This is a genomic window from Parabacteroides sp. PF5-6, from assembly GCF_029504695.1.
GTDB lineage: Bacteria > Bacteroidota > Bacteroidia > Bacteroidales > Tannerellaceae > QVMG01.
On sequence record NZ_JAQFIN010000004.1, the window covers coordinates 230,163 to 249,186 of the forward strand.

The 19,024-nt window shown below is 50.9% G+C and carries 11 protein-coding genes; 3 read left to right on the forward strand and 8 right to left on the reverse strand.

Features of this window, described 5'->3' with window-relative positions; all coding sequences use genetic code 11:
* Nucleotides 1-86: 86 nt before the first annotated feature.
* The 5 genes from M2133_RS06845 to M2133_RS06865 all read right to left on the reverse strand — a co-directional run bounded on the left by M2133_RS06845 (nucleotide 87) and on the right by M2133_RS06865 (nucleotide 10,155).
* Complete coding sequence (locus M2133_RS06845; RefSeq protein WP_277465283.1) at nucleotides 87-3,188, reverse strand: efflux RND transporter permease subunit; 3,102 nt, start codon at nucleotides 3,186-3,188, stop codon at nucleotides 87-89.
* Nucleotides 3,185-4,249 (reverse strand): efflux RND transporter periplasmic adaptor subunit, encoded by a 1,065-nt coding sequence (locus tag M2133_RS06850; protein WP_277465284.1) that lies wholly within the window; start codon nucleotides 4,247-4,249, stop codon nucleotides 3,185-3,187. The genes M2133_RS06845 and M2133_RS06850 overlap by 4 nt, the downstream gene beginning before the upstream one ends.
* Nucleotides 4,250-4,316: 67 nt before the next feature.
* Nucleotides 4,317-5,804 (reverse strand): TolC family protein, encoded by a 1,488-nt coding sequence (locus tag M2133_RS06855; RefSeq protein WP_277465285.1) that lies wholly within the window; start codon nucleotides 5,802-5,804, stop codon nucleotides 4,317-4,319.
* Nucleotides 5,805-5,881: 77 nt separating this feature from the next.
* On the reverse strand, nucleotides 5,882-9,193 hold the full coding sequence (locus M2133_RS06860; protein WP_277465286.1) for an ABC transporter permease subunit: 3,312 nt from the start codon (nucleotides 9,191-9,193) through the stop codon (nucleotides 5,882-5,884).
* Between the two features lie 65 nt (nucleotides 9,194-9,258).
* Nucleotides 9,259-10,155, reverse strand: coding sequence for an ABC transporter ATP-binding protein (locus M2133_RS06865; protein WP_277465287.1), 897 nt, complete (start codon nucleotides 10,153-10,155; stop codon nucleotides 9,259-9,261).
* Between the two features lie 356 nt (nucleotides 10,156-10,511).
* Between M2133_RS06865 and M2133_RS06870 the strand changes: the two genes are divergently transcribed.
* Entirely contained in the window at nucleotides 10,512-12,842 is a 2,331-nt protein-coding gene (locus M2133_RS06870; protein ID WP_277465288.1) for an outer membrane beta-barrel protein, read from the forward strand.
* A gap of 250 nt (nucleotides 12,843-13,092) precedes the next feature.
* Here M2133_RS06870 and M2133_RS06875 read toward each other — a convergent pair whose 3' ends face one another.
* Both M2133_RS06875 and M2133_RS06880 read right to left on the reverse strand, forming a co-directional pair.
* Entirely contained in the window at nucleotides 13,093-13,953 is an 861-nt protein-coding gene (locus M2133_RS06875; protein ID WP_277465289.1) for a sugar phosphate isomerase/epimerase, read from the reverse strand.
* Between the two features lie 29 nt (nucleotides 13,954-13,982).
* Entirely contained in the window at nucleotides 13,983-15,311 is a 1,329-nt protein-coding gene (locus M2133_RS06880) for a Gfo/Idh/MocA family oxidoreductase (RefSeq protein WP_277465290.1), read from the reverse strand.
* Nucleotides 15,312-15,564: 253 nt separating this feature from the next.
* Here M2133_RS06880 and M2133_RS06885 point away from each other — a divergent pair, with 253 nt between their 5' ends.
* The gene (locus M2133_RS06885; RefSeq protein ID WP_277465291.1) at nucleotides 15,565-16,737 is read left to right on the forward strand and encodes a cellulase family glycosylhydrolase; all 1,173 of its coding nucleotides are present in this window, start codon (nucleotides 15,565-15,567) and stop codon (nucleotides 16,735-16,737) included.
* A gap of 38 nt (nucleotides 16,738-16,775) precedes the next feature.
* Here M2133_RS06885 and M2133_RS06890 read toward each other — a convergent pair whose 3' ends face one another.
* Complete coding sequence (locus tag M2133_RS06890; RefSeq protein WP_277465292.1) at nucleotides 16,776-17,618, reverse strand: hypothetical protein; 843 nt, start codon at nucleotides 17,616-17,618, stop codon at nucleotides 16,776-16,778.
* 174 nt (nucleotides 17,619-17,792) lie between these two features.
* On the opposite strand from M2133_RS06890, the gene M2133_RS06895 reads away from it, so the two are divergent.
* Nucleotides 17,793-18,908, forward strand: a complete 1,116-nt coding sequence (locus M2133_RS06895) for a DEAD/DEAH box helicase (RefSeq protein ID WP_277465293.1) — start codon at nucleotides 17,793-17,795, stop codon at nucleotides 18,906-18,908.
* Nucleotides 18,909-19,024: the final 116 nt, after the last annotated feature.

Consider the following 19,024-nt stretch of genomic DNA (forward strand, 5'->3'; position numbering starts at 1 on the left):
CGTAGAAAACACGTGAAAAACACGAAGAAACTACGAAGAAACTACGGGAAAACTGCAAAAATGGCATAAAATGGGCACGAAGAAGTCTACTTTGCATTTCTTTTTATTAACATTTCTTTCATCTTTTCTAATAGAAAATAGACACACGGGATGACCATCAGACTCATCAGCGTCGAGGTAACCAGTCCGCCGACCACAGCAATAGCCATCGGTGTACGCAACGAGCTGCCTTCGCCAAAACTAAAGGCCATCGGCAACAGGGCCAGAATCGTGGTCAAGCTCGTCATGATGATCGGGCGAATACGTTGCTGCCCGGCTTCGACAATGGCTTCTGTCAATTCCATGCCGCCTTGTTTCAACTGGTTGATCCGGTCGACCAGAATGATGGAGTTGTTCACCGCAATCCCTACCAGCATCACGATACCGATAAAGCCCATCATATTGATTGTCGTTCCGGTAAGGAAAAACAACAGGATCGCTCCAACAACGGCTAAGGGAATCGTCAATAGGATTGTGAACGGGTGAAGCAGTGACTCGAACTGCGATGCCAGTACCATGTACACCAGGATAACCGAAAGAATCAGGGCGAACAGCAGGCTGTTCATCGACTCTTGCCGCTTCTCTTCTTCACCGGTCACCGTGACTGTATAATTGAGTGGCAGTTCCACATCACTCAGGCTCTGCCGAATCTGTTGCGCCATCTTATCCAGTGAATAGGAGCCTTCCATATTCGCCGTCACCTTACTGATACGGTGTTGGTTGCGGCGGAAGATCTCTTTCGGCGCCTGAGTCTCTTCCAATCGCGCGATCTCCTGCAGGCGGAATGTTTTCTCGCCACTCTTGATCGTCAGTGCACCTAATTCACGCAAGCCGATATCCGGCAGTTTGATCACGATGTCGCGCATCTCTCCCCTGTACTCCATTTGTCCGGCCTCACGACCACTCAGTTGCTGACGTATTTGCTCGATCACTGTCGATACGCTGAGGTTATTGATGCCGGCCACCGTCCGGTCGATGGAGATGGTGATCTCCGGCGCCCCGTCTTCGATCGACGACATGATGTTATAGAGTCCGTCTACATTGAGCATCCGGCTTTTCACCTCTTCCGTGATAGTGGCAATTTCATCTAATTCTTCGCCTTTGACTTCGACAACAATAGGCGCGCTTTCATTACCTAAGAGGGAGCTGAGGGAGTTCTCGTCCTGTCCGATAGTGAGTTCCAGCCCGTCGGGGTTCTCTGCCGTCTGCACGAAATGGGCGATCACCGTCTCCGGTGTCAACTGACACTGGGGCGAGAGGATCACCTTCAGCATGGCGGTATGTTCGCCTTCAAAGACGGCATTCTCCGCGTTGCTTCCCGTTCCGATATGACTGTAGACCACCAGTCCGGGGTCTTCCGTAATCGTGGCTAATAGATCTTCCAGGTTGGCCACGGCCGATGCGGTGCGTTCCAATTGGGTGCCTTCCGCCATCTTTACATTGATCGTGAAGGTCTTGCTTTCTGCTCGCGGCATAAATTCAGTGCCGATAAAAGGAATAAGCAATCCGGTCAATACGATCAAGCCGGCGGCTATGCCGACTACCAGCCAGCGGTGTTGCAACAGTTGGCGCAAGAGTGGGGAATACCATTTCATTTCAATGGACTTCACTTCACGCACGGCCTCTTTCCGGCGCTTGCCTACCCAGTAGTAGAGCATCGGGATCACTCCGATTGCTACGATCAAAGACGAAAGCAAGGAGAACGAAACTGTCCACGCCTGGTCTTTAAACAGCTCTCCGGTAGCGCCATGCAGGTAAACGATCGGCAGGAACACTACTACGGTGGTCAGTGTCGAAGCGATAATCGCTCCGCCCACTTCCGCGGTCCCGGTGACGGCAGCCTCATGGGTATCGGCCCCTTTCTCCTGGTTTCGGAAGATGCTCTCGATCACCACAATGGCATTATCGATAAGCATGCCCGCACCCAGCGCGAGGCCACCCAGGGTCATGATATTGAGCGTAAGCCCGTTGAAGAACATGAGGTTGAAAGTAGCTACGATAGAGATCGGGATAGCGATACTGACAATCAGTGTCGTACCCACGCGACGCAGGAACACAAAGAGGACGATTACGGCCAGGATCACGCCGAGTACGGCACTCTCTTGCACTTCATCGATCGCCTTGCGGATAAAGGTGCCCTGATTGGTGATCACCTGAAAGCGATAGCCCGGCAAGGCGTTTTCGATCACCGCCAGTTGCTTATCGACGGCATCGACCACGCGCACGGTATTGAATCGCATTTCTTTATATACGGAAAGCCCGATACTGCGTTCGCCGTTGATGCGCACGATATTTTCCGGTCGGGCATTGACGAAGCTGACGTTAGCGACTTCTCGTAGGTAAATAGGCGCATTCGCGGCTGTGGCAGTGGCTGTTGCGGTCGCAGTCTCCTGTGCCGTTACCGGGCGGTAACCGACAATCAGGTTCTCGAAGTCGGCTTCGGAACTGAACATCGTGGCACTCTTGACCAGGTATTGCAGGCCAAGCTCTGTCACCCGTCCACCCGATACACTCTGGTTGTTTGCTTCGATCTTTGAAGCGATATCATCGATAGTCAGGTTGAAAGCGGCCAGGCGGTACGGGTCGGTATGGATCGTTAGCGTACCCGATTCCTGTCCCGAGAGCTCCACTTCGGCTACCCCTTCCAGGCGGATCAGCTCGTTGCGTATATAGCTCTCGGCGACTTTGCGCAGTTCAGCCATATCGGTGATATTCTGATGCGACATGGCAACCAGGATGACCGGCGATTGGTTAGGGTCGTATTGGGTAATCTTCAGCTCTTCAATCTCATCGTTGCGGGCAAAGGTGTTCATTGCCTTTTGCAAGTCGAGGAAGGCCTCGTCCATATCTTTCGACCAGGCATATTCGACCGTGATGCGTGCCGAACCGGCTTTGATCACGGAAGAGACCTCCGTCACATCGCTCTGACGGATAGCCATCGACTCGATATTGCGCACGAATTGTTTCTCGATCTCTTCGGGTGGCCGCTCACCTGCTTTGACTTCGATAAAGAGGCGGGGGTTGTTGAGGTCGGGCAATAGGTCGACACTCAACTGATCATACGAGATCTTACCCAAGAGTAAGACGGCAAGTACGACCATCGTGATTGTCACCGGGTTGTTGACGGCGAATCTGACCAGGCTTCTCATCGCTGTACCTTCACTTTACTGTTCTCCCGCAAGGTCTCGTATCCCCGGGTGACAAGGTTGTCGTTCTCTTTCAAGCCTTCGAGCACTTCCACATGGGTCTCGTCTTCCAGTCCAGTACGGATATTGCGCACGATGGCGGTGTTCTTCTCTACGATATAGACGTATTTCTGACGGCGGGTGGTCTGAATCACTTCTTTGGGGATAATCAAAGCGCTGTCGGCTTTGTCGACCACGATATCTGCTTTGACAAACATACCCGGACGCAGTAACAGGTCTTTGTTCTCGATCAGTAGTTTGCCTTTGAATGTACGCGTTTCTGTACTGATCGCGGGCGAGAGTTCACTGATCGTGCCTTTGATTGTATCCTCGGGCAGGGTGTAGTGGGTGATATAGACCAGTTGTCCGGCAGCGACGTAGGTTATAGCGCTCTCGGGCAGGTTGATATCCATATACATATGGTTGTATGCCATAATGCCAACCATCGGTTTGCCTTGTTCCACCTTTACGTCCGGGGTGTAGTGGGGGAGATTGACGATCATCCCGTCGAACGGTGCCCGGATCTCCATCTTGGCAAGGCTCAAGCGTGCGTTCTCCACGTCGTAACGGGCGTTGGTTACCCGTACTTCCGTATTACGCATCTCACTCAAGGTGACTCCGCCTTTCTCGTACAAGGCTTTCTGTTTACTCTGTTCCTGCTCGGCAATCTCGAGGCTCAGCTCTTTGGAATCGAGCGCGATGCCGTTCTCGTATTCCTGATCGGTGAGGCGGATCAGTACCTGTCCTTTACTCACCCGGTCGCCCAGTTTCAGGGGACGTCCGGTGCGTGGGTTCTGTTGCAGGCGGTAGGTACCGCTCATCTCCGCGGTGAGTTCCACGCTATAAGTAGCCTGTGCCGTACCTGTGGTATTGATCAGTTTGCTGATCGAGCCTTTTTTCAGTTCGGTTACTGATACCGGAGTGGCGATATCACTTTGTGTGCTCTGCGAGCCGCTGTCGCATCCTGCCAACGCGAGTAAGGCGGACAGGGTAATGGCTGCGATGGTTTGTTTTTTATATCTCATGGCCTATTCTTAATTGCTTTATATTTCGCTAAACGATTCCCAATTCTTAATTTTTAATTTTTAATTCTTAATTCTTAATTTCCATCGGAACAATGGCCTCCCGTTTCTCAAAGTCGTAGAGGGAAAGGATCTTCATATTCAAGAGTTGGATCTTGTAGTTGATCAATGCCTGTGTATAAGAGATGCGTTTGTTGGAGAGCTGAGTCTGAAACTGGTTCATCTCCATCCCGGTGATATCGCCTTCGCGGTAGCGGGTGAGGTTGAGGTCGTAGGTGAGCTGCGCGTTCTCTACGTTCTGCTCAGCAATACTGATCTGCGTACGGTAGTTCTCCAACTGGCGCCAGGCCTGGCGGATCTCGAGCTCGATATCTATTTCCGCATCGCGGGTCTGGTACTCGTGGATCTGTTGGGCGATCTTTTGTGCCTTGATGCGCGCTTTCTTCTCGCCCCAGTCGAAGATGGGCACCGCAAAGGTGATCATCACCTGCGGGCTTTGTGTGGGTTTTTTGTAGATCTGTCCCAGGCTGCTGTCGTCGCCCGTCAGTCCGATCGATAGGTTGACTTCCCCTTTGAATTCGTTCTGTGCTTTGGTACGGATCATCTCGAACTCCAGTTGCTCGGCTTCGATCTCGCGTTCGCGCAATTCCAGGCGGGAGGAGAGGCCGCTCTCGATGGCCTGTCCGAGGTTGATTTCCACTTCTTTGAGGGTGACCTCGGTCACGACGGTGATCATTTCGTCGAGCGGTATACCCAGGATTTTCTTCAGTTGGTCTTTGGCGTTCTCTAATGTGGTGAGTTCGCTTTCGACATTCGACTTCGCCGTGGCCAGATTCAGTTCGGCCTGGAAGAGTTCGTCGCGGGCAGTCAGGTCGGCCTCTACCTTGTCTTTGATGATGTCGTAGCTCTGTTGCGCGTTTTTCAGCTCTTCGTGTGCGATGTCCAGGCTGCTCTGTCCGGAATAGACGCGGTAGAACTGCTCGGTGATCTGCGACTCGGTGCGCAGGCGCTGCAGGGCGTAGTTGATATAGGCGTTTTCGTAAGCAAACTCAATCTCTTTGAGTGCCATTCTGCGCGTGTTGTATGTGAAGATGGGTTGGCTTAATTCGAGGTAAAGACGGTTTTGAAACGAGCGGTTGCTTGTCTCCATGTCTCCGGTCGACGACTGGCTGTCTTGCCAACTCAGGTTATTGATCAATGAGATGGTCCCGTCGGTCAACAGGATGGGTTGTTGTACCATGAACTGGCCTCCGGTGGAGAACGATTCGTTGGTGTACCACTGCGACAGGCGGTTCTCAAATTGCCTGTCTTTGCGGTAATTGATGGGCGTCAGGTTGAGGGAGAACCGTGACTTCAAGGAGGCGCGCTGGGCGATCAGGTTTTGCTGGTAGCGCTCCAGGTTCATCCGCGTATCGCGCAGGGTCGGACTGTTCTCTTCGGCGATATCCAATGCCTGTTCGATAGTCAGTAGCCGCTGGCTATGCCCTGCCACCGACAGGCTCAGTATCAACAGGCATAGTCCTACAAGCCTGAGAGGTGATAATGGTCTTTTTCTCATATTCTTTATTTAATATTCGGCTCCACCAACTTCTCCAAAGGGGAGGCTCTTCCCTTTGAGGGGAGATTGGTGGGGGCCTATCGTTTTACTATCTTTACTGCATCGGCTGTCACACTGCGTGAACGGCATTTGTTTGTTAATGTTACTTCCAGCGTGTCGGCACTCAGGTAATAGACACCCAGTTGCTCCCAGCCGTTATCTGCCCGGCGCATATTGAGGAAGGCGTCTTCTGTCTCGCCATCGTAGTTGATCCGGAACTGGTATTCAGCGTCTCCGCCGCGTCCGCGGCGCAGGTCGTCGTTTTTGTGTACATAATAATAGAGCTCATAATGTCCTTCGGCGGGTACGGGCACTTTCCAGGTGGCCGTTTGGCTGCCGCTGCCGCTCTTGATCACGTAGGCTGAGCGGATATATTGGCCGTAGTAACCGGCGTTGGTGGTTGCTGTCCACCGGTAGGGCGGACGCCAGGTGGTTACGCCGGAGTATTTGAAGGAGGTCTCTTCGGTTTCGTCGAGCCATTGGGTCAATAGCCCGACACGTTCGGGTTCGGACAGGATGAACAGGGTCGAGTCTTCATTGTCGACGATCACCTCACCCCAGGATTCGGGCAGGCCGTTGGTCAGGGTGTAGTCGCCTTCTATGGCTGTCGACTGGCCGCGTTCCTGCTGGATATTACTGATCGGCTGTTGGATCGTATTGGGCAGGTTGCCCGAGATCAAGGTATAGATATCGGCGCTTCGGGGTACTTCCTCCCAGACGGATACCAACTCTTTGGCTTCGTATGGCATCATTCGTATCTTGCGATTGGTACGCGGGTCGCGGGTTTCCGTCTGGCGGCTACCGTCGTTGATATCCAGATGGATGATGCCTTCCTCCGCGGAGTTGTTGCTGATCTGTATCTTCATCACAAAGGTTTCTTTGCCGCGGTAGGTGTATTTGGTGACGACGGGCGGCACGACGGTAAAGACGGGTAGGGGAGTTGCCTCGTCCCAGCTTTGGATATCCGGACGGATCGGCGTCTGGCTGACCTGCTCTAAGGTATCGAGCATGTATTCGAACCGGATGTTACTGAAGGTGTTCCTTTCCAACAGGGCGTAGACGGTGTCGCGGAAACGGTTGACTCCCATGGTGATCTCCGCTGGGGCGAACAGGCGTTGGCCTTTGAGTCCGATAACGCTGCTCATCAGGTCGCGGTGTTCTTCGTTGGCGAGTAGTTCACGGAACGACAACTGTTCCATTAATAGGCTTGCTTTTTCGTTGTTGCTGATACCGTTCACCTCGCGTTCCCAGCCGGAGTTATCTGATTTGTTCTGCAGATACAACTCGATCATGCGATTGGTGATCGGCCATTCGGGTGAATAGATATTGTAGCGGAAGTTATACAATAGGGGGAAGAGGAAGTAGGGGTTCGCCTGGTGACTGACATTGAACCCGCCCCGTCCGCTCGACTCGAAATTGGTCTCACCTTCCTGGCGGGAGAGTGTATGCAGGACGTCATTGAACGTACGGATCTGCGCTTCTTCGTCGTTGATCTCCTGGCCCTGGTTCTTTGCCCATTGTTTCTGCCGCTTGGTGCGCTTGGCCAGGTCGTAGGTCTCGTCTTTCCAGTTGTTCTCGATCATCAGGATCATCTCAGGCTGGATCGTCTCCTGTGCTTCCGACCAGGCATGGGGGTAGGAATGGAACTGCGCGGGCACCTCGACGAGGGAGAAACGCGGGAAGGCGTATTGCAGTTTGTGTTGGCGCTCCATATCTTCTTTGAAGTTGACCAACAGATAAGGGATGGTATCGCGGATCGAGTCGAAGGCCGCTTCGAGCTGGCGGTTACCCAGGTGCCAGACGCTGTAGGTGATACTGTCGGAGGCGATGACGCTTTTCTGTTCGTACCGCCCCGAGAGTAGGGTCATGGCCTGCATGGGGTATTCGGGAGCGAAGGTATAGCTGCCGTCGGCCTGGGGTACTGCTTCACCCTGGGCGATAGGCGTCAGGCCCGGCAGGGGTTTCACGCGCAGGCTGAACCGGCTGAAGTAGTTCTGCTGCCAGTTTGCGTCTTCCGTACTGTAAGCCGTTCCCGGCCGGGGATACCAGTAGGTTTCCGGCGTGAGCAACAGGTAGTCGGACGTATGGAAGCTGTATTGTTTGTCGGCGCTGAACATGAAGTTGCGGTTTTCTTTCCGCAACAGTTCTTCGGGGATATCGAGGTAGCAGAAGGCATTGTCGACCTTGCCTGCGTAGGTGATGGTCAGGTTGAGCGGTTCGCCTTCGGCACGCGGGCGTTCGAAGTCGACAAGTACGATCTGCCGTTCTCTTTCAAAGGAGAGATCCCGATCGCCTTCGCGGATACTTTGGATAGTCAGGCCGGGATTCAGGCAGAAGGTGAAACGGGTGGAGGCTTGGAGCGCAATGCCCTGCAGGGTGGCTTCGGCGGTGAAACGGTCGGCTTGTTGCTCGACGCGGAGGTCGTAGTGGTCGACTACCATCTTGGGGGTATGCACGTATTGATTGTTCACAGCCGTATATACCTGGCGGATCTCCGTCTGATAGGTGATCTTTTGTACATGGCGATAGCCGGAATAACCGCTGCAAGCCAGAAACAACACTGCCAGTGCCAGCCAGGGATAATGCCCGCGCGACGTATTCGGCAGGCGGCGAAACAGGGAGATGGTGATGCATATAAAGGCCAAGCCGGCAAAGAGATAGATGGAACGATGCGTGAGGATGGCCTCCAGATTCGTAAATCCCACCACCCGCGATTTGACCATCGGCAGGTAAAACGCCATATAGTCGAAGATGTAATAGAACTTATCGCTGAAATAGAATATGGTGATGCCCACATAACCCAGTAGGATAATGAATGTCAACGCCTGATTACCCAGGAGCAACATCAGAAAGATCGATAAGCCGATGATATAGATCAGTGTCGGGATGCTGATCAGGAAGAAGTAGATGATATAACTTTGCCAGTCGACCGGTACCTTGCCGATAAAAGAAAAGAGCAGCGCCATGCCCATAATGATCAGGTTGAGTACCAGGAATACGCGCAGGTTACCCCAGATCTTGCCGATCACATACTCGGCGTTACTCAGAGGATGCACATAGAATACCTCGGAGGTGTCCAATTTTTTGTCCCTTTTCAGGAAGTCGGAAGCCAGGAAGATCGCGATCACCGCCTGCCCGGCATTGAGTATGAGCAGGTTGAAATACGGGATGTTCGACGCTATCGCTTTGATGGGCCAGAACCCGCTGCTGTCGGGGACCACAAAAGCACCCAGGTTGAGAATCGTCAGCGGGAACATCGCCATCACCGTAAAAAGCCGGAAGAACCAGCTTCGCAATAATAGCTTGCTTTCGTATTTCGAGACGGATGATATGTTGCTTATAAAGGACATCTTTTTTAAATTGATAATGGATAATGGATAATTGATAATGGATTTCCCCTTTTAATTATCAATTATCAGTTATCAATTATCCATTGATTCAACTTGCTTTCCATATAATAGACGTACGCATGTTCCAGGTTGGGCGGATAGGGCTCGGCGTCGTAGCCTCGGATCTCGTCGGCGATCACCTGCACTTCCCAGCCTGATCCGGAAGGGATCGTGGAGATGATGGGGTATTTTTTATCGATCTCATGCAGTTGGTCGCCCATGATCTGGATACGCCAGACCTTGCCTTCCGCCTGGCGCAGCATCTCCTCGGGCGAACCGTAATAGGCTACCTCTCCTTTGTTCATCAACGCCATGCACTTGCAACTGCTGGAGATATCGCCTACGATATGGGTGGAGAGGATAATGGTCACATCCTGTTCGCTCACCGCGGTCAAGAGGTTACGGAAACGGATCCGTTCCTCCGGGTCGAGACCGGTGGTCGGTTCATCTACAATAATCACTTTGGGATTGTGGATCAATGCCTGGGCGATGCCCAAGCGACGCTTCATTCCGCCGGAGAGTTTGTTGGCATAGCGTTCGCGTACATCGAACAGACCAACGCTTTCCAGCATCTGGTCGACTGCCTCCCGCCGTTTGCGGGTATTGTTCATGCCCGAAAGTCGGGCGGCATAGTCCAGAAACTCATGGGTTTTATACTTGGCAAAAAAGCGGAAATCCTGCGGCAGATAACCCAGTAGGCGGCGCACCTCTTTGCGGTCTTTCAACAGGTCGTGCCCAAAGACATTCACTTCGCCCGAAGTCGGCTCCATCAGTGCCACCAGGATACGCATCAGGGTGGATTTACCTGCCCCGTTCGGACCCAATAGGCCGAACATGCCGGTTGGTATCTCCAGATTGATATCCTTCAACGCCTTATTCCCGTTTGCATAGGTCTTATTCAGCCCCTTGATCGATATGCTCATCTACGCAAGTATTACTCTTTAGGTTATATTTCTTATAAACGACAAAAGTATGGATATATTACTTTATGTCAGGAAAATCAACGACTTAAGACCTGATCCTCTTTTGTCGAAAGAAAGGAAATACAGATTTATAAGATGTAGTCAGATTGACACTGTAGTGTATTAATAGACCGACACACTGCAAATGTAGAATCTATTTTGATCTAAACAAATTATTTGAGCCTTTTTCTTTAGCTATTGTGAAATTCGTTGTAACGTATTTTGCCTTTTGATCGTCTAATTGGATAAAGGGATAATAATATCTCTCGATAATGAGATAGGCCACCTTGTTATCGATCCTAAAAAAAGAAGAACTTATGAAACAAGGATTAATTGTAATGCTACTTTGTAGTGTTATACAGGGTGTTTTTGCTCAGAATCTGAGGGTTACGGGCAAGGTGTTGGAAAGCAAAAACCGGGAGTATTTTGAGTTGGCCAATGTCGTGTTGCTGACTAATGACTCTGTTTTTGTGTCGGGAACAACGACAGATATACATGGCGATTTTGCTTTCGAGAAAATCTCTGCGGGGGATTACCTGATTATTATCTCGGCCATAGGGTATGTCACCCGGGAGCTTGAATTACCTCTATCTCTGCTTCGCGCAAATCATTCCTTGGGTGAGATTTTGCTGGAAGAAGATGCGATCGCTTTGGCTGATGTGACGGTTTCCGCCTCGAATACAAGTAGTTATTCGGACCGGAAACTGATCTATCCTTCCGATCGGCAAGTGCAAGCTTCCACGAACGGGGTGAGCCTGTTGCAGCAGTTGATGTTGCCCAAGCTTCAAGTGAATCCGCTGTTTAATGAAGTTTCTTTGCCGGGAGGCGGTGAATTGCAATTCCGGGTCAATGGGGTGAAGGTGGAGATAAAAGAGATCCTGGCTTTACAGCCGTCCGAGGTTGTTCGTGTTGAGTATCATGATAATCCGGGCTTGCGCTATGGGAATGCCGAGGTGGTATTGGATTATATTGTACGTCGGCCGGAAACCGGTGGGAGCTTCGGGCTTGATCTGAGTGATGCGTTTGACCTTCCCGCATGGGGGAATAATGCGGTCTCGGCGAAGATCAATCATAAGAAGTCGGAGTTCTCCGCCTATTATAGTTTGAGTCATCGTGACTTCGATAAGGTATCCCGTGAGAATCAGGAGCATTTTGTTTATCCGGATGGTTTGGTCTTGGATCGTATAGAAGAAGGAGAATCGGGTAAGCTCAAGGGGGGATGGCAATATCTGAGTGCCACGTATAGTTTTCAGGAACCCGACAAGCGAATGTTTAACGCCACTTTTCGTTTTTCTTATGAAAGCTGGCCGCACAAGGACTATGCCGGCTCGCTCTATAATGTGGCCGATCCGACGGACCGGGTGTATATGATTGATCATACGGCCGATGACGGATCACGTCCCGCTTTGGACTTATATTATCAGGAAAATCTGAAGAATGATCAGACGTTGGTTTTCAATCTGGTTGGGACGTATAACAAAAGCAATATCCATCGTTTCTACCAGGAAGGTCGCGGTGGGGCACTGCTGACGGATGTGAATAATCATGTCGCGGGAAATAAATATTCTATTATCGGTGAAGGGATATATGAGAAGAAACGGGGCGCAAACCGGATCAGCGCCGGGCTGCGGCATACCCAGTCGGTGACAGACAACGAATACCTGAACGGGTATCATTATAAAACCGAAATGGATCAGGCGCTGACCTATGTTTACGGAGAGTTCCGAGGGAAATGGACCAAGCTGGATTATTCTTTGGGCCTTGGCATGACGCGCTCCTGGTATAAACAAAAAGGGGAGGCGGAAGACTATGAAGATTATACGTTTAACCCCCGCCTGTCGTTGCACTACAACCTGCCGGGCCGTTCGTTTATCCGCCTCAACGCGAATATAAATAATAATAATCCCTCTTTGTCGAACCTGAGTGCTGTCGAGCAAATGATCGACTCATTGCAGATACAACGGGGAAATCCCAATCTGAAGCCCTACAATAGTTATAACGTAGCGCTGACGTATGAAGTGCAGAAAGGACTATATTATGGAAATATCTGGGGATATTATGAATATCAACCGAAAGCGATTATGGACGAAAAGTTCTGGGAAGGCGATAAGATCGTACAGACCTGGAATAATCAAAAGGACTGGCAACGCCTATCGGGACGGGCAACCGTACGCATTGGTCCGATCAGGAATATGCTTCAGTTTTCGGCTACCGGAGGTGTCAACCATTACATGAGCAACGGCAATACCTATGCCCACCGCTATACGAACTGGTATGCCAATATGCAGCTGTCGGCAACCTACAAGAAGTGCATGCTGGCAATGGCCTTAGAAACCAATTGGAACTGGTTTTATGGCGAGACCTTGTCGGGCGGTGAGAATATCCATTATATCATGCTGCAATACAGTCACAAGCACCTCGCCGTAGGAGTCGGCGCTTTCAACCCGTTTATCAATAATTATAAAGTGGAAGCAGAAAACCGGTCGCAATATGCCTCTTACCGCCGAACGAATTATATCGGGGAAAGTTCCCGTATGTTCGCGCTCAAGCTTACCTACAATTTCTCCTTTGGACGGAAATTCAATCCGGGACAGAAGAAAGTGGATAACCAGGATACCGAATCGGGCGTTATGAATACCGGGAAATAGCTTCTGTTTTCTATGCCGGTTTATCGTGTTCGATAATAAAACGTTTGACTCCGGCAATGCTGTTCAAGCGGAAGACCTCCAGATCGTCCGCAATCCACCCGAAGCATTTCCCAAATATAGCGACTATTTATTTGTTGATAACCGTCAACACATTTGTTGACAATTGTCAACAGATCTGTTGATAATTATCAACAAATGAATGGTCGCGGCAAACGTGTCCCAGATCGGTCGCTCAAATAAAATACCGATCTCAGAATTTCACTTCCGATAAATACTTCGCCGCTGTGCGAACGCATTGTTCGGGATCAGCCGGTTTGTCGTGTTCGACGATAAAATGTTTGGCTCCGGCGATGCTGTTCAGGCGGAAGATCGACGGGAAGTCGATAATGCCCTGGCCCACATATTCGAAGCTCCGGTCAGGCGTTTTGTCCATATCTTTGATATGAAAGACAGGGTAGCGACCCGGGTATTTTTTGATGTATTCAACCGCCGATTGATTGCCTTTGGTGATCCAGTAGAGATCGAGTTCGATGGATGCGTATTCCGGGTTCAGATTGGGCATCAATACATCGAAAGGGATCTGACCGTCGACGGGCAGGAATTCAATATCGTGGTTGTGGTAGAGTAGGGTAAGCCCTTCTTTGCGACAGATCTCGCCACCCCGGTTCAGGTTATCGGCTACTTTCTTCCAGTCGTCCGCTTTTTTGTTTTGTCCGTCATCGGTCCACGGCCAATAACAAACAATATATTTCTGTCCCAGTTCGTGGCAGGCTTTGATATCCTTAGCCAATTGCACCGGATCGTTCATGGCGCCCATACTTGTCGGGCCAAGCAGGGGCTGCAACCGCAGCTCTTTCAATAGTGCTTTCAATTCGGGCATCTCCAAGCCCATCGTGCCACCGAACTCCAGCTCTTTATAGCCCAGAGACGCAATGGTTTTTAATGCTTTCTTCGGATCGGCTTTCAGCCATTCGCCGCCTGTATTGCCTGTGATGATACCGAAGGACGGGAGTTTGGCTTGAGTTGCGCTAACAGATGCCGATAGCGACTTGGGTAAAAGAGATAAGCCGGACAAGCAGGCACTTGTTTGTATAAAATTTCGTCTGTCCATACTGTTTATTTATTTATAGATTGATTGGATTATACATTGGGGAATTGCCAGGGTGAACGATACGACGGTCGCAGGTATTTGTCGGCTTCCGCGTTGTTGATAAAATGTTTCGCGGAGTCGTCGTAAACCAAAACGGTGCCTGTACGTGCCGCGATATTGCCCAGGTGCGCGTATTTGGCACAGAGGCTACCGTTCTCGATGGTACACGCTGTTTCGAAATCACGGCTCTTCATGCAAGCGAGGAAATTGCTCACATGATCTTTGTGATCCTGGAAGTCGGCTTCTACCTTAATGGACTCGATCTTGTTCCGCTTGTTTTTTCCGTCCCATTCGGGATAGATCTCCCAGTTGTCCCGGTTGGCGACCAACGTCCCGTTCGTGCCTTTGAAAGCCATACCGTAGTTCCGGTTGTAAGGCCCTGTCTCCGTACCGCCCACATTGCTCCAGTTCATCAGGAAAGAATCAAATTCATACGTCACCTTCAGCGTGTCGAATGTCTCCGGGCAGTTGTCCGGATAAGCAAATTTGCCCCCCAGCCCGACAATCCGTTTGGGCATGTGTTTGATATCCATTCCCCAGAGCACCATATCCAAGAGATGCACGCCCCAGTCGGTCATCAGGCCGCCGCCGTATGCCCAGAACATACGCCACGAACCGTGGAAATGCTGTGGATTGAACGGCCGTGCCTGTGCCGGCCCTTGCCACATCTCATAATCGACACCTTCGGGAACGGCCGTGTTCGATACGGGAAGCGAGAGCGCTCCGTAGTTGAAGTTCGCCCAAATATCAGCACAGGCAACAGTGCCCAACTGTCCGCTTTGCAGGTATTCCACCATGGTTTTCCAATGATTGCCGCTTCGTTGTTGCTGTCCGACAGATGTGATACGGCCATATTTGCGCGCCGCGTTGACCATTACATCACATTCGGCGATATAGTTGGCGATCGGTTTTTCTACATAAATATCTTTTCCCGCCGAACAGGCATCTGTAAATTGCAGGCAGTGCCAGTGGTCGGGTGTTCCGATGATCACCGCATCCAGTTCTTTCATCTCGAGCATTTTCCGGTAATCGGCAAACAGTTTCGGTTTTCGTCCGGTTGTTTTTTCCAGTTCCGCCGCTCTTTCATGCAGGATCTTACTGTCGATATCACATAAAGCGATACATTCAACCTCTTTATGAAGCAGGAAATCGGTCAGGTTGCTCCACCCCATATTGCGGCAACCGATAAGTCCGACACGTATTTTGTCATTAGCCCCTGAAGGTTGAAGATTCAGAAGGCTTTCTCCCCAAACGGATGAAGTTAATCCGGCCGCCACCGCTGCCGCCGATGTTTTAATAAATTGTCTGCGTGTTCCCATCTCTATGATTTAAAAGGTTATTACTCTTAATTCTCGTGTTTGCTTGAAAACTATAGGCTTATAGCGCTCATACAAATCTATGAAAAGATAATGTATGATCGGCTAAATTTGAACCATTTTATCGTTTCGATAAAGAAATGCATATCCCGGACAAGCTGTTCGGGTAATAGGCGACCCTTTTTATATGGAAGACTGAAAAAAGTGATTACTTTTACGAATCAATAAAAAGTATGGGATAAAATAAAGGGATACCATGAAATCCATCAATCGACGACAATTTATAAAGACCGCGGCGGCAACGGCTGCTGTGGCAGGTTTGCGGCCTTTCCCGGCGCAGGCAGAGGTGCAGGCCGCGCAAAAAGCGATAGTGAAAAACGCATTGCCGCGTTGGCGGGGATTTAATATCCTTGATTTCTTCTCCCCCCGCCCTTTCTCGGCGAAGAATCTGGCGGCGACAACGCAGGATTTCCAATGGATGGCGGACTGGGGTTTCAACTTTGTCCGCTTCCCGCTGGCTTATCCGGGTTATATCCGTTACGATCAGAAAAGTGATCAGCCTATCCGTCCGGAACAGACGGTGGAGTTCAATGAAGAGGCGATCGAGATGGTCGAGAAAACGATATACGCGGCGAATAAACACGGGCTGCATGTGAGCCTGAACTTGCACCGGGCACCCGGTTTCTGTATCAATGCCGGTTTCCGCGAACCGTTCAATCTGTGGAAGGATACGGAAGCGCAACAGGCTTTCTATACACATTGGGAGATGTGGGCCAAGCGCTTGCGGAACATACCGTCGCGGCTGTTGAGCTTCGACCTGGTGAACGAGCCTTGTTACAAAGAAGATATGAACGATCAATACGCGCCGTCGACGCCTATTCCTGGTGATATATACCGCAAGGTGGCGCAAGGTTGTCTGGAGGTGATCCATCGGTATACGCCCGACCGCTTGGTGGTGGCCGATGGCAACCACGGGGGTAGCCTGGTGATTCCGGAGCTGACTGATCTGCCGATTGCGCAGAGCTGCCGAGGCTATTATCCGCATTATGTGTCGCATTACCGGGCGGGCTGGGTATGGAAAAACCCCGACGACGCACCGATGCCGCAATGGCCGGGTGTGATCAATGGGGAAGAGTTCAACCGCGCGATATTGGAAAAGTTCTACCAACCCTGGCTCGATCTGGTGAAAAGCGGGGTCGGCGTGCATTGCGGCGAATGTGGTTGTTACCGGGAAACACCCCATGAGGTCTTCCTGTCGTGGTTCAACGATCAACTGGATATCCTCACCTCCCACGGCATCGGTTGGGGCTTATGGAACTTCCGGGGCGACTTCGGTATCCTCGACTCCGGGCGCAAAGACGTTGCCTACGAAGATTTCCACGGACATAAGCTCGATCGCAAGCTACTGACGTTGCTGCAAAAATATTAAAACAAAAACTTCGTGCAACTTCGCGAAACCGGAAGAGTTTATTGTTTTGCGTTCTCGCCCTCTGCCAACTTCCCTCTCAGGTACTCTATTCGTTTCTCGGATTTTTCTTTTTCCTGGTGCATGCGTACGAGGTCGCTCAGGACCATGGCCAGGTTGTAGGTGGCGGCGATGGCTTTTTTGTCGCCGTCGGCGATATACATTATATAAGGTTTGCCGCCGGTGTATTCGGTACGGATGCGTTTATCGGCGTTGTCGGCGATGAACTTCAGGGCGTTGATACCGTTCTCGCCGTTATAGGTCACCACTTCGGTGGTAAAGCCCAGGTTGGCAAAGCGGTAGTTGACACCTCCATCGTAAGGGATGGCGGCTGTTTCGGCATAGAGTCCGTCGGGGGTGCTGACTTTGATGCCCGTATGTTGCAGCGGGTTACTGCCGTAGTAAACGCTGGCCAGATGGATTTCTCCCCGTTCATTCACGCCGCTGCGCACGTAGCAGCGCTCCAGATTGCGTTCGATCGTTTGCTGTTTCCAGACGTATTTGCCCAGATCGTCGTAGAGCGAGTCTTTCTCGAAAGTGAAATCTTTCTTCAACCGGTCGAATTCTTCCTGGCGGATGGGTAACAGGCTGTCACAAAAGGCGATATTACGTTCGGCTTCTTTCCATTCGACCTGGCGCATCAGCTTGAGTGCTTGCTGTTGGACTTTCAGTTCTTTGGGATAGAGTGTACGGATACTGTCGATCTCGTTCTTGGCACCGAAATACTCGTTTTGCTCGTACATCATACGGGCTTTCTCCAGCCTCGCTTCTGCCTTTTTGGTTTCCTGATTGCAGGCGGTCAACAATAAGACCGCACAGAGTATCATATAGATCGATGATTTCATACCTTCGTGTTTATTCTCTTGTTAGCGTTGCAAACTTACAAAATTTTCGTATCTTTGCACGCTGAATAACCAAGTTTATGTGGTATCTATCCTCTCCATGTTACGCTCCGCCAGCCTTTCGCGGATCTTTCCATCGCCAGAATCGACATCAAGATAAACCCTAAAAGTAAAAGAATGACATTCAAAGAATTAAATATATCTGAATCGATATTAAAAACATTAGATGAAAAAGGATATGTAAGCCCTACGCCCATACAGGAGCAGGCCATTCCAATCGTATTGAAACAAAGAGACCTCCTGGGCCTGGCCCAGACGGGAACGGGTAAGACTGCCGCGTTCTCCATCCCAATCATACAACAGTTGTATCTCAACTGCAAGAAAGAACAAAGACGACAGATCAAAGCCCTGATCCTGACGCCTACGCGTGAGTTGGCGATCCAGATCAACGACTGCATCCGGGAGTACGGCAAGTACACCGGCCTGCGCCATGCGATCATCTATGGCGGCGTGAAGCAACACGAGCAGGTGAAGGCCCTGCAGGCAGGTGTTGATATCCTGGTGGCTACGCCCGGGCGTTTATTGGACCTGATGAACCAGGGGTATGTGCACCTCGAGGCGATCCGTCACTTTGTGTTGGACGAAGCCGACCGGATGCTCGATATGGGTTTCATCCACGACATCAAAAAGATATTGCCCCGGTTGCCGCGGGAGAAGCAAACCCTGTTGTTCTCGGCAACGATGCCGCAGACGATCGCTTCGATCTCCCAATCGATCCAGCGCAATCCGGTCCGGGTGGAAGTAACCCCCGCCTCGTCCGTAGTCGATACGGTGGAGCAATACCTTTATTATGTAGAGAAGAACGAGAAAAAGAATCTCTTGATCGATCTCCTGGGCAAAGACAAGAAACAATCCGCCCTGATCTTCTCGCGCACCAAGCATGGCGCCGATAAGATCGCTCGTCTGCTCTGCAAGGCCGGTATCGGCAGCGAGGCCATTCATGGCAATAAGTCGCAGAACGCCCGGCAACGTGCACTGACAAATTTCAAATCGAACAAAACCCGGGTATTGATCGCTACGGATATCGCCGCGCGCGGGATCGATATCGATCAGTTGGAGTTGGTGATCAACTACGACCTGCCCGATGTGCCCGAGACCTACGTACACCGGATCGGCCGTACAGGCCGGGCAGGAAACACCGGCACAGCACTGACCTTCTGCGCCGAAGATGAGAAACTGATGTTGCGCGATATTCAACGCCTGACGGGTAAAAAACTTCAGGTAGCACGTTAATCCTAACGGATAGTTGCCGACTTTTTCCACAAAGGCGGCAAATTTTCCCCAATAGCCGGCAGCTTTTTTTGAAAGGCTGCCGGCTATTTTCTTCTTCAGTCAATTTAAATTGGCTT

What these genes read in the sequence shown, in the direction of transcription:
- M2133_RS06845 (WP_277465283.1), bottom strand. Translation starts at nt 3,188, where the DNA reads ATGAGAAGCCTGGTCAGATTCGCCGTCAACAACCCGGTGACAATCACG.
- M2133_RS06850 (WP_277465284.1), bottom strand. Translation starts at nt 4,249, where the DNA reads ATGAGATATAAAAAACAAACCATCGCAGCCATTACCCTGTCCGCCTTA.
- M2133_RS06855 (WP_277465285.1), bottom strand. Translation starts at nt 5,804, where the DNA reads ATGAGAAAAAGACCATTATCACCTCTCAGGCTTGTAGGACTATGCCTG.
- M2133_RS06860 (WP_277465286.1), bottom strand. Translation starts at nt 9,193, where the DNA reads ATGTCCTTTATAAGCAACATATCATCCGTCTCGAAATACGAAAGCAAG.
- M2133_RS06865 (WP_277465287.1), bottom strand. Translation starts at nt 10,155, where the DNA reads ATGAGCATATCGATCAAGGGGCTGAATAAGACCTATGCAAACGGGAAT.
- M2133_RS06870 (WP_277465288.1), top strand. Translation starts at nt 10,512, where the DNA reads ATGAAACAAGGATTAATTGTAATGCTACTTTGTAGTGTTATACAGGGT.
- M2133_RS06875 (WP_277465289.1), bottom strand. Translation starts at nt 13,953, where the DNA reads ATGGACAGACGAAATTTTATACAAACAAGTGCCTGCTTGTCCGGCTTA.
- M2133_RS06880 (WP_277465290.1), bottom strand. Translation starts at nt 15,311, where the DNA reads ATGGGAACACGCAGACAATTTATTAAAACATCGGCGGCAGCGGTGGCG.
- M2133_RS06885 (WP_277465291.1), top strand. Translation starts at nt 15,565, where the DNA reads ATGAAATCCATCAATCGACGACAATTTATAAAGACCGCGGCGGCAACG.
- M2133_RS06890 (WP_277465292.1), bottom strand. Translation starts at nt 17,618, where the DNA reads ATGAAATCATCGATCTATATGATACTCTGTGCGGTCTTATTGTTGACC.
- M2133_RS06895 (WP_277465293.1), top strand. Translation starts at nt 17,793, where the DNA reads ATGACATTCAAAGAATTAAATATATCTGAATCGATATTAAAAACATTA.